This is a genomic window from Streptomyces sp. NPDC026522 (assembly GCF_055567555.1).
In genome coordinates this window covers 1,288-25,326 of sequence record NZ_JBVHQF010000016.1, presented here as the reverse complement: position 1 = coordinate 25,326, position 24,039 = coordinate 1,288, and the positions used below count along the sequence as shown (strand labels likewise).

General features: G+C 73.3%; 19 protein-coding genes and 1 pseudogene. 6 read left to right on the top strand and 14 right to left on the bottom strand.

The window, feature by feature from the left end; genetic code table 11:
• Positions 1–42 precede the first annotated feature (42 nt).
• Both ACZ4M3_RS32195 and ACZ4M3_RS32190 read right to left on the bottom strand, forming a co-directional pair.
• Positions 43–672 carry an NUDIX domain-containing protein gene (locus ACZ4M3_RS32195; protein WP_467738852.1) on the bottom strand — a complete coding sequence of 210 codons (630 nt, stop codon included), beginning with the start codon at positions 670–672 and terminating at the stop codon, positions 43–45.
• 120 nt (positions 673–792) lie between these two features.
• Positions 793–2,463 carry a CTP synthase gene (locus tag ACZ4M3_RS32190; protein WP_467738850.1) on the bottom strand — a complete coding sequence of 557 codons (1,671 nt, stop codon included), beginning with the start codon at positions 2,461–2,463 and terminating at the stop codon, positions 793–795.
• A gap of 471 nt (positions 2,464–2,934) precedes the next feature.
• Here ACZ4M3_RS32190 and ACZ4M3_RS32185 point away from each other — a divergent pair, with 471 nt between their 5' ends.
• Both ACZ4M3_RS32185 and ACZ4M3_RS32180 read left to right on the top strand, forming a co-directional pair.
• Positions 2,935–4,740, top strand: coding sequence for a glycoside hydrolase family 15 protein (locus ACZ4M3_RS32185; protein ID WP_453354553.1), 1,806 nt, complete (start codon positions 2,935–2,937; stop codon positions 4,738–4,740).
• A gap of 91 nt (positions 4,741–4,831) precedes the next feature.
• A complete protein-coding gene (locus tag ACZ4M3_RS32180) occupies positions 4,832–6,214 on the top strand; it encodes an FAD-binding oxidoreductase (protein ID WP_467738658.1) in 1,383 nt (460 codons plus the stop codon).
• A 24-nt stretch (positions 6,215–6,238) separates the two neighbouring features.
• Here the strand turns inward: ACZ4M3_RS32180 and ACZ4M3_RS32175 are convergent, their stop codons facing one another.
• A complete protein-coding gene (locus tag ACZ4M3_RS32175; protein WP_467738656.1) occupies positions 6,239–7,867 on the bottom strand; it encodes a flavin monoamine oxidase family protein in 1,629 nt (542 codons plus the stop codon).
• Positions 7,868–7,949: 82 nt separating this feature from the next.
• The gene (locus ACZ4M3_RS32170) at positions 7,950–9,485 is read right to left on the bottom strand and encodes an APC family permease (RefSeq protein WP_467738654.1); all 1,536 of its coding nucleotides are present in this window, start codon (positions 9,483–9,485) and stop codon (positions 7,950–7,952) included.
• A gap of 183 nt (positions 9,486–9,668) precedes the next feature.
• Between ACZ4M3_RS32170 and ACZ4M3_RS32165 the strand changes: the two genes are divergently transcribed.
• On the top strand, positions 9,669–11,291 hold the full coding sequence (locus tag ACZ4M3_RS32165; protein ID WP_467738653.1) for a PucR family transcriptional regulator: 1,623 nt from the start codon (positions 9,669–9,671) through the stop codon (positions 11,289–11,291).
• 292 nt (positions 11,292–11,583) lie between these two features.
• Here ACZ4M3_RS32165 and ACZ4M3_RS32160 read toward each other — a convergent pair whose 3' ends face one another.
• The 5 genes from ACZ4M3_RS32160 to ACZ4M3_RS32140 all read right to left on the bottom strand — a co-directional run bounded on the left by ACZ4M3_RS32160 (position 11,584) and on the right by ACZ4M3_RS32140 (position 16,731).
• Entirely contained in the window at positions 11,584–12,711 is a 1,128-nt protein-coding gene (locus tag ACZ4M3_RS32160) for a glycosyltransferase family 4 protein (RefSeq protein ID WP_467738651.1), read from the bottom strand.
• A 159-nt stretch (positions 12,712–12,870) separates the two neighbouring features.
• A complete protein-coding gene (recN, locus tag ACZ4M3_RS32155; protein WP_467738848.1) occupies positions 12,871–14,589 on the bottom strand; it encodes a DNA repair protein RecN in 1,719 nt (572 codons plus the stop codon).
• Between the two features lie 93 nt (positions 14,590–14,682).
• Entirely contained in the window at positions 14,683–15,651 is a 969-nt protein-coding gene (locus tag ACZ4M3_RS32150; RefSeq protein ID WP_467738650.1) for an NAD kinase, read from the bottom strand.
• Positions 15,648–16,463, bottom strand: coding sequence for a TlyA family RNA methyltransferase (locus ACZ4M3_RS32145; protein WP_467738648.1), 816 nt, complete (start codon positions 16,461–16,463; stop codon positions 15,648–15,650). The genes ACZ4M3_RS32150 and ACZ4M3_RS32145 overlap by 4 nt, the downstream gene beginning before the upstream one ends.
• Before the next feature lie 7 nt (positions 16,464–16,470).
• The gene (locus tag ACZ4M3_RS32140; protein WP_467738646.1) at positions 16,471–16,731 is read right to left on the bottom strand and encodes a hypothetical protein; all 261 of its coding nucleotides are present in this window, start codon (positions 16,729–16,731) and stop codon (positions 16,471–16,473) included.
• A gap of 65 nt (positions 16,732–16,796) precedes the next feature.
• On the opposite strand from ACZ4M3_RS32140, the gene ACZ4M3_RS32135 reads away from it, so the two are divergent.
• Positions 16,797–17,144 (top strand): SCP2 sterol-binding domain-containing protein, encoded by a 348-nt coding sequence (locus tag ACZ4M3_RS32135; RefSeq protein ID WP_467738846.1) that lies wholly within the window; start codon positions 16,797–16,799, stop codon positions 17,142–17,144.
• Positions 17,145–17,195: 51 nt separating this feature from the next.
• Here the strand turns inward: ACZ4M3_RS32135 and ACZ4M3_RS32130 are convergent, their stop codons facing one another.
• The 4 genes from ACZ4M3_RS32130 to ACZ4M3_RS32115 are packed head-to-tail and all read right to left on the bottom strand — an operon-like array spanning position 17,196 to position 21,227.
• Positions 17,196–18,026 carry an ABC transporter ATP-binding protein gene (locus ACZ4M3_RS32130; protein WP_467738644.1) on the bottom strand — a complete coding sequence of 277 codons (831 nt, stop codon included), beginning with the start codon at positions 18,024–18,026 and terminating at the stop codon, positions 17,196–17,198.
• Entirely contained in the window at positions 18,023–19,099 is a 1,077-nt protein-coding gene (locus ACZ4M3_RS32125; RefSeq protein WP_467738642.1) for a FecCD family ABC transporter permease, read from the bottom strand. The genes ACZ4M3_RS32130 and ACZ4M3_RS32125 overlap by 4 nt, the downstream gene beginning before the upstream one ends.
• Positions 19,096–20,142, bottom strand: a complete 1,047-nt coding sequence (locus ACZ4M3_RS32120) for a FecCD family ABC transporter permease (RefSeq protein WP_467738640.1) — start codon at positions 20,140–20,142, stop codon at positions 19,096–19,098. The genes ACZ4M3_RS32125 and ACZ4M3_RS32120 overlap by 4 nt, the downstream gene beginning before the upstream one ends.
• A 50-nt stretch (positions 20,143–20,192) precedes the next feature.
• Entirely contained in the window at positions 20,193–21,227 is a 1,035-nt protein-coding gene (locus ACZ4M3_RS32115) for an HAD hydrolase-like protein (protein WP_467738638.1), read from the bottom strand.
• 110 nt (positions 21,228–21,337) lie between these two features.
• Between ACZ4M3_RS32115 and ACZ4M3_RS32110 the strand changes: the two genes are divergently transcribed.
• The gene (locus ACZ4M3_RS32110; RefSeq protein ID WP_467738636.1) at positions 21,338–22,609 is read left to right on the top strand and encodes a DUF1015 family protein; all 1,272 of its coding nucleotides are present in this window, start codon (positions 21,338–21,340) and stop codon (positions 22,607–22,609) included.
• Positions 22,610–22,684: 75 nt separating this feature from the next.
• On the opposite strand, the gene ACZ4M3_RS32105 is transcribed toward ACZ4M3_RS32110, so the two are convergent.
• Positions 22,685–23,533: a tetratricopeptide repeat protein gene (locus ACZ4M3_RS32105; RefSeq protein WP_467738634.1), complete on the bottom strand. Its 849-nt coding sequence runs from the start codon at positions 23,531–23,533 to the stop codon at positions 22,685–22,687.
• Positions 23,534–23,548: 15 nt separating this feature from the next.
• On the opposite strand from ACZ4M3_RS32105, the pseudogene ACZ4M3_RS32100 reads away from it, so the two are divergent.
• Positions 23,549–24,039 (top strand): annotated as a pseudogene (locus ACZ4M3_RS32100) (hypothetical protein); the annotation flags it as partial.

The window sequence follows — 24,039 nt, the reverse complement described above, 5'->3', positions numbered from 1 at the left end:
CGATCGTCACATCAGCAGCCCGTCCGGCCCAGCGGCCGCCGGCTAGGCCTCGTACGGCCGGGCCGGCCAGGGCGCGAGGGCCGGGCGCAGGGAGTCGGTGCCGCCGTCGCGGGCGAGCGCCACGGACAGCGCGAGGACCCCGGTGACCAGGCCGGGGTTGCCGAGTTCACCGGCGAGCACGCCCCCGACCAGCTCCTCCAGCGGGATCCGGGCCAGCTCCATGTCGGCCTCTTCCTCGGACACCGCGAAGCGCTCCCCCGAGGCCTGGGCGAGGTCCCGCGCGAGGAAGACCCGGATCGCCTCGTCGGAGCCGCCGGGGGTGGCGAAGAAGTCGACCAGCACCCGCCAGTCCCGGGCCTCGACGTGCGCCTCCTCGTAGAGCTCGCGCTGCGCCGCGTGCAGCGGGTTCTCGCCGGGCACGTCCAGCAGTCCGGCGGGCAGCTCCCACAGCTTGTGCCGCACCGGGTGCCGGTACTGCTTGAGGACCAGGACCCGCTGTTCCTCGTCGAGGGCGAGTACGCACACCGAGCCGGGGTGCACCTGGTAGTCGCGGCGGACCACCGCCCGGTCCGGCATCCGCACCTGTTCGGAGCGGACCGCCGTCTTCGCGCCCTGGAACGGGGTCCGCGAGGCGACGACCTCCCAGGACTCCGGTGTGTCCGCGATGTCGATGCCGGTGCCGATGCCGTTGTCGTTGCCCATGGTCATCCCCATGCCCAGTACCTTCCGGAGAAACGCGACAGCCGGGGCACGATCGCGTGCCCCGGCTGCCTACGTTATGCGCTTACGCGATCACTTCGCCGACTGCTGGCGTTCCACCGCGGCCTTGATCAGGCCCGCGAACAGCGGGTGCGGCCGGGTCGGACGGGAGCGGAGCTCCGGGTGGGCCTGGGTGGCCACCAGGTAGGGGTGGACCTCGCGCGGGTACTCGACGTACTCGACGAGCTTGTTGTCCGGGGAGGTGCCGGAGAAGACCAGGCCGGCCTTCTTCTCCAGCTCGCCGCGGTAGGCGTTGTTCACCTCGTAGCGGTGGCGGTGGCGCTCGTCCACGTACGCCTGGTCGCCGTACACCTCGCGCACGATCGAACCCTCGGCGAGCTTCGCCGGGTACATGCCCAGGCGCATCGTGCCGCCCAGGTCGCCCGCGCCCTCGACGAAGGCCAGCTGCTCCTCCATGGTCGAGATGACCGGGTGCGGGGTGGAGGCGTCGAACTCGGTGGAGTTCGCCTCCTCGATGCCCGCCAGGTTGCGCGCGGCCTCGATGACCACGCACTGCAGACCCAGGCACAGGCCCAGCAGCGGGATCTTGTGCTCGCGGGCGTAGGTGATCGCGCCGACCTTGCCGTTGACGCCCCGGTCGCCGAAGCCGCCGGGCACGCAGATCGCGTCGACGTCGCCCAGCTGCGCGGCGGCGTCCTCCGGCGTCTTGCAGTCGTCGGAGGTGACCCACTTGATCTGGACGCGGGCCCGGTTGGCGAAGCCGCCGGCGCGCAGCGCCTCGGTCACCGACAGGTAGGCGTCGGGCAGGTCGATGTACTTGCCGACGAGCGCGACCTTGACCTCGTGGTCGGGGTTGTGGACCCGGTCCAGCAGGTCCTCCCACACCGTCCAGTCGACGTCGCGGAAGGGCAGGTCGAGCTTGCGGACGACGTAGGCGTCCAGGCCCTCGGTGTGCAGCACCTTGGGGATGTCGTAGATCGACTTGGCGTCGATCGCGGCGACCACCGCGGCCTCGTCGACGTCGCACATCAGCGAGATCTTGCGCTTGATGGAGGTCGGCACCTCGCGGTCGGCGCGCAGCACGATCGCGTCGGGCTGGATGCCGATGTTGCGCAGCGCCGCCACCGAGTGCTGGGTCGGCTTGGTCTTCAGCTCGCCGGACGGGCCGATGTAGGGGAGCAGCGAGATGTGCACGACGAAGACGTTGTCGCGGCCTACCTCGTGGCGGACCTGGCGGACCGTCTCCAGGAACGGCAGCGACTCGATGTCGCCGACCGTACCGCCGACCTCGGTGATGACCACGTCGACGTCGTCGGTGGCCATCCGCCGGATGCGGTGCTTGATCTCGTTGGTGATGTGCGGGATGACCTGCACGGTGTCGCCGAGGTACTCGCCGCGCCGCTCCTTGGCGATGACCTGCGAGTAGACCTGGCCGGTGGTGACGTTGGCCGAGCCGTCGAGGTCGACGTCGAGGAACCGCTCGTAGTGGCCGATGTCCAGGTCGGTCTCGGCACCGTCGTTGGTGACGAACACCTCTCCGTGCTGGAAGGGGTTCATCGTGCCCGGGTCGACGTTCAGGTACGGGTCGAGCTTCTGCATCGTGACCCGCAGGCCGCGCGCCTTCAGCAGCGCACCCAGGCTGGAGGCCGTCAGGCCCTTGCCGAGGGACGAAGCGACACCCCCGGTGACGAAGATGTGCTTGGTCGTCATGGCTGTGCTGTTTCGAAAAGCAGCGGGCGGCATAGCCAAGAGGGGGCTCCCGTGGTCGCGAGGTGAGGTGCGTCCGGCGCCGTTCCGCGGAGATCCGAGGGTCTCTGGGGGCGCCGAAGCTGCGGTTTCGGGGCTCCTGATTCGCACAGGCAGACCACCGGTCCACGGGGTACCAGCCTATCAGCGCCCGGACCCGTCCGCTTCCGGCCACGCTCCCCGGACCTTCGCCGGACCCGGTTGGGGCCCGCCGGGCGTGGGTATCCGCCCTGGTCACCCATTCGGCCGAGTCACATTGTCCCGGGGCTTAAGGAGATCACTAGTGTGCCGTCATATCCTGCTCGAATATCGCTGCACATCGCCGCCGAGCAGTCCGGCATACGGTGTAACCACGCCACATCCGGCAATCTAGGCTCGACGCGGGGATCCCTTCACACAAGTGACCGCGCATCCGCGCATTGCAAGCGCCCTCAGGGGCGGACGTGGCTGTTCGACTGGAGATGCAACGTGTCCGGGCGCATCGAGGATTACGCACTGATCGGCGACATGCAGACCGCGGCTCTGGTCTGCCGGGACGGGGCCGTGGACTGGGCATGCCTGCCACGCTTCGACTCCCATGCTGTCTTCGCGAGCATTCTCGGCACCGAGGAACACGGGTTCTGGCGGGTCGGCCCCGCGGTCCCGTCCGGCACCCCGGCCCCCCGGGCCGACCGCCGGCGCTATCGCGGTGACTCCCTGGTGCTGGAATCGGAGTGGGACACGCCGCGGGGGACCGTGCGCGTCATCGACTTCATGCCGCCCCGCGAGGACCACGCCCCGCAGCTGATCCGCATCGTCGAGGGCGTCAGCGGCCGCGTCCCGATGCGCTCCGCCCTGCGGATGCGCTTCTCCTACGGGCGGATCGTGCCGTGGGTGCACAAGGTGGACGGCCGCACCGTGGCCGTCGCCGGCCCGGACTCGGTCTGGCTGGACACCGACGCGCAGACCTACGGCAAGGACCTGACGACGTACTCCGACTTCACCGTCGGGCCGGGCGACCGGGTGGCCTTCGCCATCAGCTGGCAGCCCTCCCACAAGGGCGCCCCCGAGTGCCCCGACGCCGAGGCGGCCCTGGAGGCCACCGCCGACTTCTGGCGGGGCTGGGTCGAGCACTGCACGTACCACGGCCCCTACCGGGAGGCGGTGGTCCGCTCGCTGATCACGCTCAAGGCGCTGACGTACGCCCCCACGGGCGGGATCGTCGCCGCGCCCACCACCTCCCTCCCGGAGGAGATCGGCGGCGTCCGCAACTGGGACTACCGCTACACCTGGCTGCGGGACGCGGCGATCACCCTCTCCTCCCTGCTGCGCACCGGCTACCGCGACGAGGCTTCCGCCTGGCGGGACTGGCTGCTGCGCGCGGTCGCCGGCGACCCGGAGAACCTGCAGATCATGTACGGGATCGCGGGCGAGCGGGAACTCGGCGAGACCGAGCTGGACTGGCTGCCGGGCTACGAGAACTCCCGGCCGGTCCGCGTCGGCAACGGCGCCGCCCACCAGCTCCAGCTCGACGTGTACGGCGAGGTCACCGAGGCCCTGCACCTCGGCCACATGACGGGCCTGGCCCGCAACGACTACGCGTCGGTGCTCCAGTTGAAGCTGATCCGCTATCTGGAGACCCACTGGAACGAGCCGGACGAGGGCATCTGGGAGGTGCGCGGGCCGCGCCGCCACTTCGTGCACTCGAAGGTCATGGCGTGGGTCGCGGTGGACCGCACCGTCAAGCTGATCGAGAGCGGGGACGTGGACGGCCCGCTGGAGCGCTGGCGCGAGCTGCGCGACGAGATCCACGCCGACGTCTGCGAGAAGGGCTACGACAAGGAGCGCAACACCTTCACCCAGTCCTACGGGTCGAAGGAACTGGACGCCTCCTTGCTGCTGATCCCGCAGATGGGCTTCCTGCCGCCCGACGACAAGCGGGTCATCGGCACCATCGAGGCGATCCAGCGCGAGCTGTCCACCCAGGACGGTTTCATCCTGCGCTACCCGACCGCCGGCGAGGACGCCGGGGTCGACGGCCTGGAGGGCGACGAGGGGGCGTTCCTGGCCTGCTCGTTCTGGATGGCCGACGACCTCGCGATGATCGGCCGGGTCGACGAGGCGCGCAGGCTGTTCGAGAAGCTGCTGTCGCTGCGCAACGACCTGGGGCTGCTGGCGGAGGAATGGGACCCCAAGCTCCAGCGGCAGGTGGGCAACTTCCCCCAGGCGTTCAGCCACGTCCCGCTGATCGACACCGCGCTGCGGCTGACGGCGAGCGGGGCGTACGGAGGCTGACGCGGGTCCCGGCGCGCTCCGGCGCGCCGGGACGGTGGCCCCCGCCTAGGCTGGAAGGGTTCTTCGCCCTCCAGGGAAGGAGGGGTTGGTCATGGCACCCTTCACCAAGGCGGCCACGGCCCTTGCCGCGCTCCGCGAGGATCTGGCCGGGGAGGTCTTCGCCCCCGGTGATCCGGGCTACGACGAGGCCCGCACCGTCTTCAACGCGATGATCGACCGGAAGCCGGCCGTCATCGCGCGGTGCGAGAGCGTTTCCGACGTCGTGACCGCCGTGCGTTTCGCGCGGGACCTGGACCTGCACGTCGCGGTGCGCGGGGGCGGGCACAGCGTCGCCGGGATGTCCGTCAACGACGGCGGCGTCGTCATCGACCTGCGCCGGATGCACGAGGTGACGGTCCACCCGGCGGCGAAGGCCGTGCGCGTCGAGGGCGGGGCGACGATGAGCCACCTGGACCGGGCGTGCCAGCCGTACGACCTGGCGACCACCGGCGGCCGGGCCTCCACCACGGGGGTGGGCGGCTGCGTGCTGGGCGGCGGCACCGGCTGGCTGGACCGCAAGTTCGGGCTGGCCGTGGACAACCTGCTGGGCGCGGAGCTGGTCACCGCGGACGGCAGCGTGGTGGAGGCCACCGCCGACGAGAACCCCGAGCTGTTCTGGGCGCTGCACGGCGGCGGCGGGAACTTCGGCGTCGCCACCTCGCTGACCCTGCGCCTGCACGACCTGCCGGCCATGTCCATCGTGTTCCTGATCTACCTGCCCGAGCACGGGCGCGACGTGATCCGCACGTTCCGGGAGGTCCTGGAAGCGGCCCCGCCCGAGGCGAGCGGGGCCGCTCTCTACCTGACCGGGCCGCCCGAGGAGTTCATCCCGCCGCCCCTGGTCGGGAAGCTGCTGGCGGCCGCGCTGGTGACGTACGCGGGTCCCGAGGAGGAAGTGCGCAAGCTCGCCGAGCCGCTGCTCGCGATCCCGCACGAGGTGGAGAGGGTGACGGCGATCCCCTACGCCGATCTCCAGTGCATGCTGGACGACCCGCCCGACATGCGGAACTACTGGTCGGCGGAGTACCTGACCGGCCTGCCGGACGAGTTCGTGGACGTCTTCTGCGCGCGCGGGGAGGCCCTGCCGGTGCCGACGGGCACCCGGCACCTGGTCCTGCCGCAGGGCGGCGCGATCGCCGCCGGCCCCCAGGAGTGGCCGGTGCCCTACCGCGACGCGCCCTGGGCCGTGCACCCCTCCGGCATCTGGGCGGACCCGGCCGACGACGAGCGGTGCCGCCAGTGGGTCAAGGACGTCCGCGCCGCCGCCCGGCCGTGGAGCACCGGCGCGGTGTACCTCAACTTCATCGGCGACGAGGGACCCGAGCGGGTGGCCGCGGGGCTCGGCACGGAGAACCTGGGCAGGCTGGGTGCGGTGAAGCGGCAGTACGACCCGGACAACGTCTTCCGCTTCAACCACAACGTCAAGCCCGCTTAAAGGGTGTCTGACGGATCATGGCCGCTACGAGAGGGCGGTGATCACCTCCCGGGCCGCCCGCTCGCCCTCGGTGGCGCCGCCTTCCATGAAGCCCTGGAAGTCGTAGCTGCAGTGCTCGCCGCCGATGTGGATGCGGCCCTGCGCGGTGCCCTCGTACTTGGCGTACCGGTGCAGGTAGCCGGTGGGCCAGTACGAGTAGGCGCCCAGCGAGTACGGGTTCAGGTGCCAGGCCGAGAGCTGGGCGCGGCCGTTCCACACGGCCTTGGTGCCGGGGAAGAAGGCGTCGACGCCGGTCAGCACCCGGCCCGCGAGGTCGCGTACGTACGGGTCGGCGTCGGTGGCGAACGGCGAGCCGGGGGTGAGCGCCCCGGCCAGGCTGCCGCCGCCGTACTGGAGCAGGATGCCTCCGGTGCCCGGCTGGACCTTGGTGGTGTCCCAGACCTGCTGGACGGGCGAGTCGGTGAAGCAGTCGCCGGCCGAGACGCCGGGCCAGGGGCCGGTGCCGCGCCAGGGGCGGGCGGTGAACTGCATGTTGAGCTTCGTGCAGTAGCCCATGCGGGCGTCGCGCAGCAGGTTCTTCATCAGCGGGTCGAAGCCGGCCCCGGACAGGTCGATCCGCTGGAGGACCGGCAGCGGCAGGCACAGGACGGTGTGGTCGGCGACGACCGTGCGGACCGCCCCGGCGTCGTTGAAGGTCAGCGTCTGGGTGCCGTCGGCCGCCACCTTCACGGCGACCAGTTCGCGGCCCATCACGAGCGAACCGGCCGGCAGGGCCTGGGCGATGGCGTTCGGGAGGCGGTCGTTGCCGCCGGTGATGTGGTAGCGCTCGTTGGACAGGCCCCAGACGTTGAAGTTGCCCGGGTTGGGCTGGTAGCCCATCAGCAGGACCAGGGCCAGTGCGGACTGCCGGGTGGTGTCGGCCCCGTACTCGACGTTGTAGGCGACGTCGAGGAACCGGCCGAGCTGCGAGGAGTGCCCGCCGGGGACCCGGGTCTCGATCCACTCGTGGAGCGTCATCTCGTCGAGGGCGACGCCGGCGGGGGTGCTGGAGTTCCAGGAGACCTCGCCGGCGTCCTGGAGATCGCGGTGCAGCGCCTGGTAGACGGCCTTGAAGTCCTCGTCGGCCTGGGTGCGCGGGTAGTAGGTGCCGTTGAACCAGAGGATCTCCTCGGCGCCGTTGGGGCCGCCGCCGAGGAAGTCCTCGACCGGCAGGTCGAAGCGCCGGCACAGCTCCAGGATCTTCTTGTGGCTGGTGTCGATCAGCTCACCGCCGATCTCGGAGGTCTGGCCGTACGCCCAGTGCGTGCGCTGGCTGTACATGCGGCCGCCGACCCGGCTGGGGTTGGCTTCGTAGAGCGTGCAGGCGACGCCGGCGTCCTTGAGCGTGAGGGCCGCGGTGAGGCCGGATATGCCGGCGCCGACGACGGCGACGCGGGCCGGTGAGACGGGCGGCTTCGGGGCGGGGGCGGATTCGGCGGCGTACGCGCCCGGGGCGGAGGCGAGGACGGTTCCGAGACCGAGGGCGGCCGCCCGGCCGAGCAGCTCGCGGCGGCCGAGGCCGCGGACCTCGGCCACGGGCAGGCCGAGGCGGCGGGCGGCCGCGTGCTCGGCGGCGAGCCGGCGGAGCGCGTTCATCTGGGGCGTACGGGCCATGGCGGGGGCTCCTTGTCGGGGGGAGACGCTGGGGAGGGGCAGAGCCGGTGGGGGCCGGTGGGGGCCCGATGGGGGGTGCCGGTCAGCGGGCGGTCGCGGCGGCCGGGGCGGGTTCCTCGGCCCGTTCGGCGGAGTCCTCCAGCACGACGCGGCCGATGATCTCGTAGCGCTCGGGGGCCTTGAATTTCAGCCATAGCCCCAGGCCCAGGCCGCCGAAGAAGACGGCGCCGACGATCCAGGGGATGAGGGTGAAGAAGAAGGAATCGGCGGCGAGCCCGGCGGCGGTCTCCATGTTGACCACCAGCAGGACGACCACGGCGGCCATGGCGACCCCGCCGATCAGCGGCGCCGTGAAGGTCTTGAACCAGTGCCGGTCCTCGGGGTGGTTCTTGCGGAAGTAGCCGATCACCGCGAAGGAACAGAGCGTCTGGACGATGAGGATCGCCATCGTGCCGAGGATCGCGAGCAGCGTGTACAGGTGGATGTACGGGTCCTGGCCGGTGAGCCAGAACAGCGCCACCAGGGCGGTGGCGATGACGGTCTGCACGACCGAGGAGAGGTACGGCGACCCGTGCTTGACGTGCGTACGGCCGAGGGCGGGGTGCAGGAAGCCCTCACGGCCGATGGCGTACAGATAGCGCGCGGCGCACTGGTGGAAGGCCATGCCGCAGGCGAACGAGCCGGTCAGGAGCAGCCATTGGAAGGCGTTCACGGCCCAGCCGCCGATGAACGTCGCGGTGGGTGCGAAGAACAGGTCGAGCGGGTTCGCGGAGGCGGAGAGCTCCACCGACTTCGCCAGGCCGTTGCCGGCGATGGTCATCCAGTAGACGTAGATGTAGAAGAGGCCGACGCCGACGACGGAGATCAGGGTCGCCTTGGGGATCACCCGCTTCGGGTCGCGGGACTCCTCCCCGTACATCGCGGTGGATTCGAAGCCGACCCAGGACCAGAAGGCGAAGAAGAGGCCCAGCCCGGCGGAGGTGCCGGTGAAGGCGTTCTTCGGGTTGACCGGTTCGACGGGGATGCCGTCGGGGCCGCCGCCCGCGATCAGGACGGCGGTGGCGACGGCGAACAGCACGGCGATCTCGGCGACCAGCATTACCCCGAGGGCCTTGGCGGTGAGGTTGATGTCGAAGTGGGCGAGGACGGCGGTGACGGCGAGCATCGCGGCGGCGTAGAGGATCCAGGGCAGGTCGACGCCGAGCTGGTCGTGGACGGTGGTCTTGGCGAAGTAGGAGAACACGCCGACGATCGAGGCCTCGAAGACGATGTAGGCGAGGACGGCGAGCATGCCGGAGGCCATGCCGGCGATCCGGCCGAGACCGTGCGAGATGTACCCGTAGAAGGCGCCCGCGGCGGTGATCCGCTTGGCCATGGCGACGTAGCCCACGGCGAAGACGGTGAGCACGGCGGTCGCGAAGAGGTAGCCGGCCGGGGCGCCGGTGCCGTTGCCGAAGCCGACCGCGATGGGCAGGTTGCCGGTCATCGCGGTGATCGGCGCGGCGGTGGCGACGGCCATGAACACCACGCCGACCAGGCCGACGGAGTTGGCCTTGAGCCGCTGGACCTGGGGTGCTGCGGCCGCCGCGGGCGGGGTGCCGGTGACATCTCTGCTCATGCCGTCCTCGTTCCTGTCGGGAGGGGCGCCACTCTGTCGGTGAGTGACGCACGCCACAATCGGCAAGCGGTCCGATAATCTCCTTGCGTGTCATACGAGTTGTCGGGCCGGAAGGGGACGGATCGGGCGCCGAAACCGCCCGGTGATGTGCGGGGAACACGACGGGCGGTACCGTCCCGCGATATGGACAATCAGGGCGGCATCACGGTTCAGCGGGCGCTGGAACTGCCGGGGCTGCGCAGCGGACTGCCGGAGGTGGTGGCCTGCGCCGACCGCCTCGGCCGCACGGTGCGCTGGGTGCACGCGGGCGAGGTTCCCAACATCGCGTCGCTGCTCAAGGGCGGGGAACTGCTGCTGACCACCGGGCTGGGGCTGGGCACCCGGCCCGCCGAGCAGCGGGCCTTCGTCCGGCGCCTCGCGGACCGGGGGATCGCCGCGCTCGTCGTCGAGCTGGGGCCCCGCTTCACCCGGCTGCCCGCGACCATCGTCGAGACCGCCCGCACGGCCGGCCTGCCGCTCGTCCAACTGCACCGGGAAGTCCCCTTCGTCACGGTGACGGAGGAGGTCCACACCGAGATCGTCAACGGCCACTACGCCCTGCTCCAGCGCGCCGAGGAAGTCCACCGGCGATGTACGGAGGCGCTGTTGGGCGGTGGCGGGATCCCGCAGGTGCTGCGCATCCTGGCCGACTTCACGGCGAACCCGGTCTTCCTGGAGACGCCCGACGGGCAGCTGCTGTACGCCGCCGGTCCGGCGGGCGGCGACGCCGCCGCGGACCCGCTCCAGGTGTGGGAGGGCCTGCGGGGCCAGCGCGAGGCCGAGCCGTCCGCCAACACCGTGGTCATCGACGTCCCCGGCGGCGGCCCCGGCACCGGCTCGGTCCGCGCCCGGGTCGTCCTGCTGGGCGTCTCGTCGCCGCTGCTGCCGGTGCACCGGATGGCGGCGGAGCGGACGGCGGGGGTGCTGGCGGTGGTACTGATGCAGGCGCGCCAGGAGGACGAGCTGGCCGCGCGCGGCCGGGGCGACTTCCTCACCGACCTCGCGGAGGGCCGCATCTCGGCCGAGGACGCGCCGGCGCAGGCCCGCGTCCTCGGCTTCCGGCCCGGGGCGGGGCCGCTGCTGCCCGTCGTCATGCGGCTGTCGTCGGACCCGGGCCCGTCGGGGAACTGGGCGGTGCTGGCCCGGGCGGTGCTGGAGGAACTGTCCGCGGTCGGCGTGCCGGTGCTGCTGGGGGTGCGGCCGGTGGAGGGGCGGGTCCCGCTGCTGGTGTCCTTGCGCACCGAGTCGGAGCGCACGACGGTCGCGGACCGGGTGGCGGCCGCGCTGCGGGCCGGCGTGGAACGCGCGGGCCTGGACCGGGCGGGGGCGCCGACGGCGGTGGTCGTCGGCGTCTCCGGCAGCTGGGCGGCGGCTTCGGCGGGCCTGCGCCACGCGGCGGAGACGGCCACCGCGGCCCACGGCCTGCCGGCCCGGCCCTGGTACGACGCGCGCCGCCTGGACATCGACCTGCTGCTGTGGCGGTTGCGCGAACACCCCGATCTGGCGGCGTTCGTGGACCGCGCGATCGGGGCGCTGCGGGTCCACGACGCGGCTTCGCGGCCGCCGCTGCTGCCGACGCTGGAGACGTACCTGGCCCATGCGGGCCGCAAGGCGGAGACGGCGCGCGAGCTGCACCTGAACCGGCAGACCCTGTACAACCGGCTGGCCCGCATCTCGGAGCTCCTGGGCACCGACCTGGATGACCCCGAAACGGTCCTCTCCCTCAGCCTGGCCCTCCGCGCCCGCCGCCACGTGGCACCTTCCTGACGCGCCCCTCGCACCGCCCCCGCCCTGGCGGGCCTCCCGGGCTTCGGGCCGCTGCGCCGAACTCCGTCCGGCGGGCGCCGGGCGGGACTCCGCCGGGGGCGCCGGTGCGCGCCGTCGTCCTGGGGCTCCGCCCCAGACCCCGCGCCTCAAACGCCGGCGGGGCTGAAAAATCAGCCTCGCCGGCGTTTGAGGCGCGGGTCCGGGCGGAGCCCAGGGACAGGACCCACAGGACCCACAGGACCCACAGGACCCACAGGACCCACAGGACCCACAGGGCGCCGGCAGCGGCCGGCTAGGCCCGCCGGCGGTCCATCAGTTCGTCGTAGACCGACAGGACCTGCGCCACCGTCTCGTCCTCCGACGGCCACGTCGCCGCCTGCACCGGCCCCGCCGCGGCCAGCCGGGCCCGGCGGGCCGGGTCGGCGAGGAGGGCCGTCACCGCGGCCGCCAGCGCCGCCGCGTCCCCGTACGGCACCAGCACCGCCGCGTCGCCCACCAGTTCCGGGACTCCCCCGACCCGTGTGGCCACCAGCGCCACCCCGGCCCGCAGGGCCTCCTGGGCCAGCAGCGACCGGCCCTCCCAGCGGCTCGGCAGCACCGCCACGTCCGCCGCCGCCAGCAGCCGGTCCGCGTCCCGGCGCCGCCCCAGCAGCCGCACCGGAAGGCCCTCCGCCTCGATGCGCCGGGTCAGCTCCGCCCGTAGCGGCCCCTCCCCCGCGATCACCAGCAGCGGTACCGGGTCCAGCGTCCGCCATTCCCGCGCCGCCTCCAGGAGCAGCCCGTACCCGCGCCGCGCCACCAGGCTGCCGACCGCGATCAGCAGCGGCCGCTCCACCGCGCCCAGTTCCGCCCGTACCTTCTCCGACTCCGCCGGCTCCGGCACCGCCGCCACCGGTACGGCGACCGCCGCCAGCCGGGCGTCCCGCGCCCCGCGCAGCCGGGCCAGGTCGACCTGGTCCGGGGAGGCCCCGAGCACCACCGACGCCGCCCGCGCCACGTGCCGTTCCAGCAGCCGGCCCATGCGCCCGAGCGCGCCCGCCGCCTCCGGGGCGCCGCCGTGCCAGGTCACCACCAGCGGTACCCGCCGCCCGCGCCGGTCCCCGCGCAGCGCCAGCGCGGCCCGCATCCCGGCCCGCAGCCCGTGGGCGTGCACCAGGTCGGCCCCCGCGCAGGCGGCGCGCAGGGCGGCCGCCGCGTCGGGCGTGAACTCGGCCCCCGCGCCGGTGAAGTCGTACGTGCCCTCCGCCTCCACGGGGGCGCACACGGTCACCCGTACGCCCCTGGCGGCGAGCCCCGTCGCGAGGGAGCGCACGTGCGCGCAGCTCCCCGCCCCCGCGCCGCCGAGGACCTGGACGGTACGCAGCGGTTCCCGCCCGTACGGCTGCGCGGGGGCGGGAGGCGGAACCGGGGAGCTGCTCACGGGCCGAAGCTCCAGGGTGAGGGAGTCAGAGACGTCGCCCAGAATGCCAGTCCGCACGCGCGTTCCGGGACCATACGGGTGCGGATCCGGCGGGAGACACCACCGTGCGCCCCCCAGCCTCACCCACACGGGCTACGCCCGCGCGGCCCGGGCCACCCCCTAGCCGTCCGCGCGGGCCGCCGCCAGCAGTTCCTCGGCGTGTGCGCGGGCCGCGTGCGAGTCCTCCTGGCCGGCCAGCATCCGCGACAGTTCGCGGATCCGGTCCTCGCCCTCCAGCACGGTGACCCCGCTGCGCGTCACCGATCCGTCGACGGTCTTCTCCACCAGCAGCTGCCGGTCCGCGAAGGCCGCCACCTGCGGCAGGTGGGTGACCACGACGACCTGCGCCGAGCGGGCCAGTTTCGCCAGCCGCCGCCCGACCTCCACGGCCGCCTTGCCGCCCACGCCCGCGTCGACCTCGTCGAAGAGGTACGTCGGCACCGGGTCGGACCCGGCGAAGACGACCTCCACGGCCAGCATGACCCGCGACAGCTCACCGCCCGAGGCGCCCTTGGCGATCGGCCTTGGCTGCGCGCCCGGGTGCGGGGCCAGCAGCAGCTCCACCTCGTCGGCGCCCGCGGGACCGTACGCGACGGGCCGGCCGTCGACCTCCACCCCCTCGGGGTCCTCGGTCTGGCGGATGTCGAAGGTGACCCGGGCGTGCGGCATCGCCAGCGAGGCCAGCTCGGCGGTGACGTCGGAGGCGAACCGCGCGGCGGCCTCCACCCGGGCGTCCGTCAACGCCTGGGCCAGCTGGGAGAGCTCGGTCCGCAGCCCGTCCCGCTCGGCGGTCAGCTCCGCGATCCGCTCGTCGTCGCCGTCCAGTTCCAGCAGCCGCGCGGAGCCCTGCTGGGCCCACTGGAGGACGGAGTCGACGGAGTCCCCGTACTTGCGGGTGAGCTGGGTGAGGGCCGCCCGGCGTTCCTCCACCGCGGCCAGTCGCAGCGGGTCGGCGTCGAGGTCGTCGGCGTATCCGGCGAGCTCCCCGGCCACGTCGGCCAGCAGGATGCCCAGCTCCCCGATGCGTTCGGCGAGCCCGCCCAGCGCCGGGTCGTGGGCCCGTACGGACTCCAGCGCCCGGTGCGCGCCCGCGACGAGCGTGTTGGCGTCGATGCCCTCGGGGTCCTCGGGGTTGCCCGCGAGGGCGGCGTGCGCGGCCTGCGCCGCCGAGGCGAGGGATTCGGCGTGGCCCAGCCGCTCGGCCTCCGCGGCCAGTTCGGCGTCCTCGCCGGGCAGCGGCTCGACGGCCGCGATCTCGTCCAGGCCGAAGCGCAGCAGGTCCGCCTCCTGGGCGCGCTCCCGGGCCCGGGTGGTGATCTCCTCCAGCTCGGCGGCCACCGCGCGCAACCGCCGGTAGGCGCCGGTGTACTTCTCCAGCGGGACGGCGACCGCGTCCCCGGCGTACCGGTCGAGGGCCTGGCGCTGCCGGGCCGGGCGCAGCAGTCCCTGCTGGTCGGTCTGTCCGTGGACGGCGACCAGGTCGTCGGCGAGTTCGGCGAGCAGGCCGACGGGTACGGAGCGGCCGCCGACGTGGGCCCGCGAGCGGCCCTCGGCGGAGACGGTCCGGCTGATCAGCAGGGCGCCGTCGTCGAGTTCGGCTCCGGCCTCCTCGGCCCGCAGGGCGGCGGAGGCGCCCGGCGGCAGCACGACGCGTCCCTCGACCACGGCCGCCTTGGCGCCGATCCGTACCAGGGCCGGGTCGGCGCGACCGCCGAGCAGCAGCCCGAGGCTGGTGACGACCATCGTCTTGCCCGCGCCGGTCTCGCCGGTCACCGCGGTGAAACCGGGCGACAGCTCGACCACCGCGTCGTCGATGACCCCGAGCGACCGTATCCGCATCTCCTCAAGCACGGGACGACGATACCGAGGTTTCAGCGGTGCCATGCGACGTCACCCTCCGGGAGTTCCCCGAACGGATGTGCTAATAGCGCGCTAATGCGGCGCCCCGCGCCAGCCCGAGACGGGCAGGGCGAACTTCGCCACCAGCCGGTCGGTGAAGGACGCGTGGTGCAGCCGGGCGAGCCGCACGGGCACCGTCCCGCGCCGGACCTCCACCCGGGCCCCGGACGGCAGCTCCAGCGTGCGCCGTCCGTCACACCACAGGACCCCGTGCGGGGTCCCGGTCTGCACCTCCACCGCCAGCACCGAGTCCGGCGAGGTCACCAGCGGCTTCGCGAACAGCGCGTGCGCGCTGATCGGCACCATCAGCAGTGCCTCCACCTCCGGCCAGACCACCGGCCCGCCCGCCGAGAAGGCGTACGCCGTCGAGCCCGTCGGCGTCGCGCAGACGATCCCGTCGCAGCCGAAGCCGGACACCGGACGCCCGTCGATCTCCAGGACCACCTCCAGCATCCGCTCCGGGGACACCTTCTGCACGGCGGCCTCGTTCAGCGCCCAGTCCCGGTGGACCACGTCACCGTTGGTCCGCACGAGCACGTCGATGGTCATCCGCTCCTCGACCTCGTACGCGCAGGTCACCACCCGGTCCACGACCTTGTCCAGGTCGTCCCGCTCGGCCTCGGCGAGGAACCCCACCCGCCCCAGGTTGACGCCGAGCATCGGCACCCCGGAGCCGCGCGCGAACTCCGCGCCCCGCAGCAGGGTCCCGTCGCCGCCGAGCACGATGAGCAGCTCACACCCCTCCAGGGCGCCGGGCGTGCCTTCCGCCACCAGCTCCACCTCGGGCGGCAGCGGCAGGTCCACCGCCTCGTCCGCGAGGACCCGCACCCCCAGCCCCGACTTCAGCAGCCCCTGCACCACCAGCTCGGCACTGCGGATGGCCGCCGGCCGCCCGGTGTGCGCGACGAGGAAGACGGTCCGTTCCCGCGTCGGATCCGCCCCGCCCGCTGACGTTCCCGCTCCTGACGTTCCCGCTTCTGACGTTCCCGCTGCATCGGTCACTGCGGCCCCTCCGCCACTGCACGATCGACATCCCCCGGGTCGAGTGCCGGTGCCCCCGCCCGCAGCCACAGAAAGTACTCGACGTTGCCCGACGGCCCGGGCAGCGGGCTCGCGGTCACCCCGAGCACCCCCAGCCCCAGCTTCCAGGCCTGCGCCGCGACGTCCCGTACGGCCTCCGCGCGCAGCTCGGGGCTGCGCACCACTCCGCCGCTGCCCAGCCGGTCCTTGCCGACCTCGAACTGCGGCTTGACCATCAGCACCAGGTCCGCGCCGGGCGCGCAGCACCGGACGAGCGCGGGCAGCACCAGGCCGATGGAGATGAAGGACAGGTCCCCGACGACGAGGTCCACCGCAGCGCCGTCGAGCAGCTCGACGGTCAGCTCGCGGACGTTGGTGCGGTCCTTGACGGTGACCCGCTCGTCGCTCTGCAGCGACCAGGCGAGCTGCCCGTAGCCGACGTCGACGGCCATGACGTGGGCGACCCCGGCGCGCAGCAGCACGTCGGTGAAACCGCCGGTGGAGGCGCCGGCGTCCAGCGCCCGGCGGCCTTCGACCACCAGGCCCAGCGGCTGGAAGGCGGCGAGGGCGCCCGCCAGTTTGTGGCCGCCGCGCGAGACGTAGTCGGGGTCGCTGTCGTCCTTGAGGACGACGAGGGCCGCGCTGGTCTCGACCTGGGTGGCCGCCTTGGTGGCGGTGGTGCCGCCCACGGTCACCCGGCCCGCGGCGATCAGCTGGGCCGCGTGCTCCCGCGAGCGGGCCATGCTGCGGCGTACCAGTTCGGCGTCCAGGCGGCGGCGTGCCACTCCTGCCACGTTCGGTTCAGCTCCTGTTTTCGTACGGTCCGGGGACGGGCGGTGCGTCCAGCGCGTCCAGCGCGTCGCGCAACCCCCTGTGCACATCCTCGTACACCTCGACGTGTCCGTCCGCCGTGAGGTGGTCGACGGCCGCCAGCCGCTCCAGCGGACCGTCCACCCCGGCGTGGCCGGTGGGCGTGCGTACGACGCCCAGCGGCGCGGGTCCGGCGGGCTCGGCCGGGGCCCCGGCTACGTCCGCGGCGGCTTCCGGTGCTTCGTCGGTCATGCCCCTGACGCTACCGCGAAGCGCGCCGCGACCACGTACGGCTCTGCGGTACGGTCGTGATCACGATGGCTACCACCGAGGAGTGCCGCGCAGCACTCGACCGACTCTCAGACAACCTGACCCGGGCCCAGGGCGACGTGCGCGGCGCGGTCGCGCTCGACCGTTCCCTCAGCTGCCACATCACCGACCTGGACCGGACGTTCTCCGGCCGGCTCGACGGGGGCCGGATCCGGGTCGACGCCTGCACACCCGGGCCGCCCGCCGCCAAGGCCCAGATCCGGCTCGCGATGACGGGCGACGACCTGCTCGCGCTGGTGGCGGGCGAGCTGAACTTCGCCCGCGCCTGGGCCTCGGGCCGGGTCAGGCTGGAGGCGGGCCTGCGCGACCTGCTCCGCCTCAAGAGCCTGCTCTGACCCGCGCAGCCCGGTCCGGCCCCGCAGCCCGGTCCGGCCCCGCGGGCCGGTTCAGGCGGGCAGCCGCGTCCGCGCCGTGCGGGCGGCCGGGACCACCAGCGGCGTACCGGTCTCCGGGTCCTCGATGATCCGGCAGCGCAGCCCGAACACCTCCGCCACCAGCTCGGCGGTGACCACCTCGGCGGGCGGCCCCTCGGCCACGACCACCCCGGCGCGCAGCGCGATGAGGTGCGTGGCGTAGCGGGCGGCGTGGTTGAGGTCGTGCAGTACCGCGACCAGCGTCCGGCCCTGGTTCTCGTGCAGCTCGGCGCACAGGTCGAGGACGTCGAGCTGGTGCTGGATGTCCAGGTAGGTGGTCGGCTCGTCCAGCAGCAGCAGCGGGGTCTGCTGGGCCAGCGCCATCGCGATCCACACCCGCTGGCGCTGCCCGCCGGACAGCTCGTCCACGGCCCGGCCGGCCAGCTCGGCGACACCGGTCGCGGCCATCGACTCGGCGACGACCCGCTCGTCCTGCTGCGACCACTGCCGCAGCAGCCCCTGGTGCGGGTAGCGGCCGCGCGAGACGAGGTCGGCGACGGTGATGCCGTCGGGCGCGATCGAGGACTGCGGGAGCAGCCCCAGCGTCTTGGCCAGCTTCTTCGCCGGCAGCGACGCGATGGCCTGGCCGTCCAGCAGGACCTGCCCGGCCGACGGTTTCAGCATCCGCGCCAGGGCGCGCAGCAGCGTGGACTTGCCGCAGGCGTTCGGGCCGACGATCACCGTGAAGGAGTTGTCGGGGATCTCCACCGAGAGGTCCTCGGCGATGACCCGCTGGTCGTAGCCGAGGGTCACGTTCCGCGCGGTCAGCCGCTGCTGCACTTGCCCACTCCTCACGTCGCTCATATACGTCCCGCCTTGCGCTCGGTGACGAGCAGCCAGAGCAGGTAGACACCGCCGACCAGCCCGGTCACCACGCCCACCGGCAGCTGGTCCGCCCCGAAGGCCCGCTGCGAGGCCCAGTCCGACACCAGCAGCACCACGGCCCCCATCAGGGCGCCGGTGAGCAGGTTCGGCCCGGACGAACGGGTCAGGCGCCGGGCCAGCTGGGGTGCGGCCAGCGCGACGAAGCTGATCGGCCCGGCCGCGGCGGCGGCCGCCGTGGTCAGTACGATCGCCGCCGCCATCAGGAGCAGCCGGGTCCGTTCCACCCTGACGCCCAGGGCGTACGCGGCGTCGTCGCCCATCTCCATCATCCGCAGCGCCCTGCCCTGCCCGAGGACGAGCGGGAACACCACCGCGCAGGTCGCCAGCAGCGGCCACACCTGTGACCAGTCCCGGCCCGCCAGCGAGCCGGTCAGCCAGACCAGCGCGCGGGTCGCGTCGACGAGTTTGGCCTTGGTCAGCAGGTACTGGATGACGGCGACGAGCATCGCGCAGGCGCCGATCCCGACGAGCACGAGCCGGTAGCCGTGGATGCCCTGCTTGTACGCGAGGAGGTACACGGCGGCGCCCGTCAGCAGCCCGCCGGCCACCGCGCCCAGCGCCACCTCGGTGGAGCCGCCGTGGAAGACGATGATGACGGTGAGCGCGCCGACCGCCGATCCGTAACCGAAGCCGAGCAGGTCCGGGGAGCCCAGCGGGTTGCGGGACACGGACTGGAAGACGGCACCGGCCATCCCGAGCGAGGCCCCGACGAGCAGCGCGACCAGCACCCGCGGCAGCCGCAGGTCGTTGACGATGAAGTCGTCGGCGGGGCTGCCCGCGCCCAGCAGGGTCCGCACCACGTCCAAGGGCGCGATCTCGAAGTCGCCGGTGCCGGTCAGCACGACCGCCATGACCAGCGCCACGGCCGCCAGCAGCAGCCCGGCCGCCAGGGCCCGCGGCTGCACGCGCAGCGCCGTCCCGCCGGGTCCGCGCAGCACCCGCGACCGGCTCCGGGTGGACTTCCGCGGCTCCGCCGCCGTATTCCGCGTCACAGCTGGGCCATCCTCTTGCGCCGGACGAGGTAGATGAAGACCGGGCCGCCGACGAGCGCGGTGACGATGCCGACCTGCAGCTCGGCGGGGCGGGTGACGACCCGTCCGATGACGTCGGTGCCCAGCAGCAGTACGGGGGACAGCACCGCGGAGTAGGCGAGCACCCAGCGCATGTCCGGGCCGGTGATGAGGCGCACCAGGTGCGGGATCATCAGCCCGATGAAGAGGATCGGCCCGCAGGCGGCGGTCGCCGCCCCGACCAGCAGGGTGAGGGCGGTCATCGCGACGATCCGGGTCCGCGTCAGGTTCGCGCCGAGCGCCCGGGCGGTGTCGTCGCCCATGGCCATGGCGTTGAGCGGCCGGCCGAGCGAGAGCGCCAGCACCGCCCCGGCCACCAGGAAGGGGGCGACCTGGCGGACGGTGTCCATGGTGGCCGAGGCCAGCGAACCGACCGTCCAGAAGCGGAGCTTGTCCAGGGCCTTGCTGTCCATCAGCTGCACGGCGTTGATGTAGCCGACCAGGGCCGCGCTGGCCGCCGTACCGGCGAGCGCGAGGCGCACCGGCGTCGCGCTGCGGCTGCCGCCGAGCACGTAGACGACGACCGAGACGACGGCCGCTCCGAGGAAGGCCCACCACACGAACTCGCTGAGCGAGGAGGCCCCGAAGAAGCTGATCGCCGAGACGACGGCGGCCGCGGCGCCCGCGTTGACGCCGAGGATGCCGGGCTCGGCGAGCGGGTTGCGGGTCAGCGCCTGCATCACCGCGCCGGACAGGCCGAGGGCGAGGCCCACCAGCACCCCGAGGAGGGTCCGCGGGACCCGCAGGTCGCGCACCACCACATCACCCGGGGTCCCCGCGTAGTGGAACAGGCCGTGCCAGACCTGATCGAGGGGCATCTGCTTGGCGCCGACGGCGATGCTCGCCACCGCGACCAGCGCCAGTGCCGCGAGGGCGGCCAACAGGCCTGCCGCGCGGGCGCCGTGGCGGGCGCGGGAGGCGGCGACGGGCGCGGCGCTCGGTTCGGGGGGACTCTCGACCAACACGGAAGTTAGGTTAGCCTACCCTGCCCCAGTCGAGATCCCCCGGCCTCGGACTACAGCCCCAGCCGCGCCAGCGCCTTCCCCGCCTCCAGCCCCGCGGAGCCCTCCCCGGCCGACGTCCAGGCCGCCGCGCAGAGCGCCCGCAGCCCGTCCAGCGGGTCACCGTCCTCCCCGCGCAGGGTGAGTACGCCGTCCAGCGCGACCGCCGTCCACGCACCGCAGCGGAACCCCTCCCCGGCCGCCACGACCTCCGGCTGCCCGGTCAGCAGCCCGCGCAGGTCCCGGTCCACGTACGTCGGCCGGTGCTTCGGCTCGGCCCGCAGCAGCTGCGCCGCGTCCGTCACCCCGGTCAGCACCAGCAGCGAGTCCACCTCCCCGTTGAACGCGCCCTCGATGTCCGTGTCCAGCCGGTCCCCGACCACCAGCGGCCGCCGCGCCCCGGTCCGCAACACCGTCTCCCGGTGCATCGGGGGCAGCGGCTTGCCCGCCACCTGCGGCTCCGCGCCCGTGGCGATCCGTACCACCTCCACGGCGGCCCCGTTGCCCGGCGCGATCCCGCGCGCCCCCGGAATCGTCAGGTCCGTGTTCGACGCGTACCAGGGCACCCCGCGGTTGACCGCGTACGAAGCCTCCGCGAACCGCCCCCACGCCAGGTCCGGGCCGCCGTACCCCTGCACGACCGCCGCCAGGTCCTCCTCGTCGGCCGACTCCACCGGCACCAGCCCGCGCTCCCGCAGCGCGACCCGCAACCCGTCCCCGCCGATCACCAGCACCTTCGAACCCGGCGCCACCTGATCGGCGATCAGCCGGGCCACCGCCTGCGCCGAGGTGATCACCTCGGCCGCCTCCGTCGGGATCCCCAGCTCGCACAGGTGCTCCGCGACCGCGTCCGGGGTCCGCAGCGCGTTGTTGGTGACGTACGCCAGGTGCATGCCCTGCACCCGGGCCGTCCCGAGCGACTCCACCGCGTGCGCGATGGCCCGGCCGCCCGCGTACACCACCCCGTCCAGGTCCAGCAGGGCCGTGTCGTACGCCTGGTGCAGACTCCGCTCACTGCCCGCGGGACTGGTCCTGCTCTGCCGGGTCATCGTGTCCGCTCCCTCGTCCACTCGATCTTCGATCGATTCTGTCCGTAGCTGCCCTGCTCAGTCACTCCCCCGATCATCCCGCACCGTGAGACGCGTCTTACCATGCACCAATGACCACACCTGGTAACGCGGACCGAGGACTGCGCCTGATCCCCTTCCACGGACTGCGCTATGACCCCGAACGCGTCGGCAGCCTGGCCGCCGTCACCTCACCGCCCTACGACGTGGTCGTACGACCCGACGGAGTCGACTACCTCGAATCCGCCGACCCGCACAACATCGTCCGCCTGATCCTCCCCCAGGCCGACACCCCCGCCGCCCGCAACGAACAGGCCGCGCGCACCATGCGCCACTGGCTCGCCGAGGGCGTCCTCAGCGCCGACCCCGAGCCCGCCCTGTACGTGTACGAGCAGCGCAAGCCCGGCGTGCTCCAGCGCGGCGTCATCGGCGCCCTGGCCCTGACCACCGCCGAGGACGGGATCGTGCTGCCCCACGAGGACGTCATGCCGCACGTGGTCACCGACCGCGCCGGCCTGATGCGCGCCACCTCCGCGAACCTCGAACCGCTCCTCCTCACCTACCGCGGCGGCGACCCCGCCACGGGCGCGGCCGCGGTCATCGAACGGACCGCGCAGCGGGAGCCGCTGCTCTCCACCGTCACCGAGGACGGGTTCCGGCACAGCCTGTGGGCCATCACCGACCCCGCCGACCTGGCCGCCGTCACCGCCGACCTCGGCCACCGCCAGGCGCTCATCGCCGACGGGCACCACCGCTGGGCGACGTACCTGCGCCTCCAGCAGGAGCACCCCTCTCCCACCGCCTGGGACTTCGGCCTCGTACTGCTCGTGGACACCGCCCGCTACCCGCTCCAGGTCCGCGCCATCCACCGGATGCTGCGCCGGCTGCCGAAGCCGCAGGCGCTGGCCGCGCTCGACGGATCGTTCCGCATCCGCCCCGTCGAGGGCCCGCTCCCGCTCGCCCTGGAGGCGCTCGCCGACGCCTCGGAACGCGGCAACGCCTTCCTGCTCACCGGCGACGGCACCTTCCACCTGGTCACCGACCCGGACCCGGCCCTCATCGAGCGCACCGTCCGCCACGACCGCCCCGAGGCCTGGCGCCGGCTGGACGCGACGGTGCTGCACGCCGCTCTCCTCGACACCCTGTGGCGGATCCCCGACGAGCCGGAGCACATCTCGTACATCCACGACGCCGCCGCCACCGTCGAGATGGCCGAACGGCACGGCGGCACGGCGGTGCTGCTGCACCCCGTACGGGAGGACGTGGTCCGGGACCTGGCCCGCCAGGGCGTCACCATGCCCCGCAAGTCCACGTCCTTCGGCCCCAAGCCGGCCACCGGCCTGGTGCTGCGCAGCCTGGACTGACCCGCGCCGGCCGACTGCGGACATGCGAAAGGGCGGTACCCCCGGGAAGGGGGTACCGCCCTTTCAGTTCAGCCGTCAGGCCTTGTCGCGGCCCTCGGCCCGCTCCGCGTCGCCGGCGGGGGCGTCGAGGGGCTCGTACTCCTCGTCGTCCTCGTCGTAGTACTCGGCCTGGTCGGCGGCACGCTCCGCGGCCGCCACCTCGGCGTCGTCCTCGTCCTCTTCGATGTCGTCGACGCCGTCGGCGTCGTCAACGTCTTCGAGGCCTTCGAGGTCGTCGTCCTCGTCGTCCGGCACGGCGGCGTCCACGAACTCGACCCCGTCGAGCTCGGCGAGCCGGTCGGAGGCGTCCGTCGCCTGGTCCTTGTCGGCCTCGGCGGTCTTGGCGAACCACTCGCGCGCCTCGTCCTCACGACCGGCCGCCAGCAGGGCGTCGGCGTAGGCGTACCGCAGCCGCGCGGTCCACGGCTGCACGGAGTTCGAAGCCAGCTCCGGGCTCTGCAGGGTCACGATGGCGGCGTCCAGCTCGCCCATGTCCCGCCGGGCACCGGCGGCCACGAGCCGCATCTCGACCTGACCGGCCTTGTCCAGCTTCTGCACCTCGGGCTCGCCGGCCATCGCCAGCGCCCGCTCCGGACGGCCGAGGCCGCGCTCGCAGTCGGCCATGACGGGCCACAGCTCCACGGAACCGGTCATGCGCTTGGCGGCGCGGAACTCCGCGAGCGCCTCGCTGTACTTCTGCGTGGCGTACGCGGCGAAACCGGCGGCCTCGCGGACGGCGGCGACGCGGGAGGCGAGCCGCAGGGCGATCCGGGCGTACGCGTACGCCTGCTCGGGGTCCTCGTCGATCAGCCGGGCCACCATCACCAGGTTGCGCGAGACCTCCTCGGCCAGGCCCTTGGGCAGGCTCAGGAGCTCCTGACGCACGTCGGCGTCGATCTCGTGACCGGTGATGTCCTCGTCGATCGGAAGCCGCTTGACCGGGTCGCGGTCGCGGTCGGCACGGAAGTCGCGGTCGCCGCCACGGTCATCACGGCCGCGGTAGCCACCGCGGTCATCACGGCCGCCACGGAACCCACCACGGTCACCGCCGCGGTCACCCCGGTCGTCGCGACGGGGGTAGCTGGGACGGTCCCCACCACGGTCGTCACGCCGCTGGAAACCACCACCAGTGGGACGGTCACCCCGGTCGTCACGACGCGGGTAGCTGGGACGCCCACCCCGGTCGTCATCACGACGCGGGTAGCTGGGGCGGTCGCCACCGCGGTCATCGCGGCGCTGGAAACCACCACCAGTGGGACGGTCACCCCGGTCGTCACGACGCGGGTAGCTCGGACGGTCCCCACCACGGTCATCACGACGCTGGAAACCACCACCGGAGGGGCGGTCACCCCGGTCGTCACGACGCGGGTAGCTGGGACGGTCCCCACCAC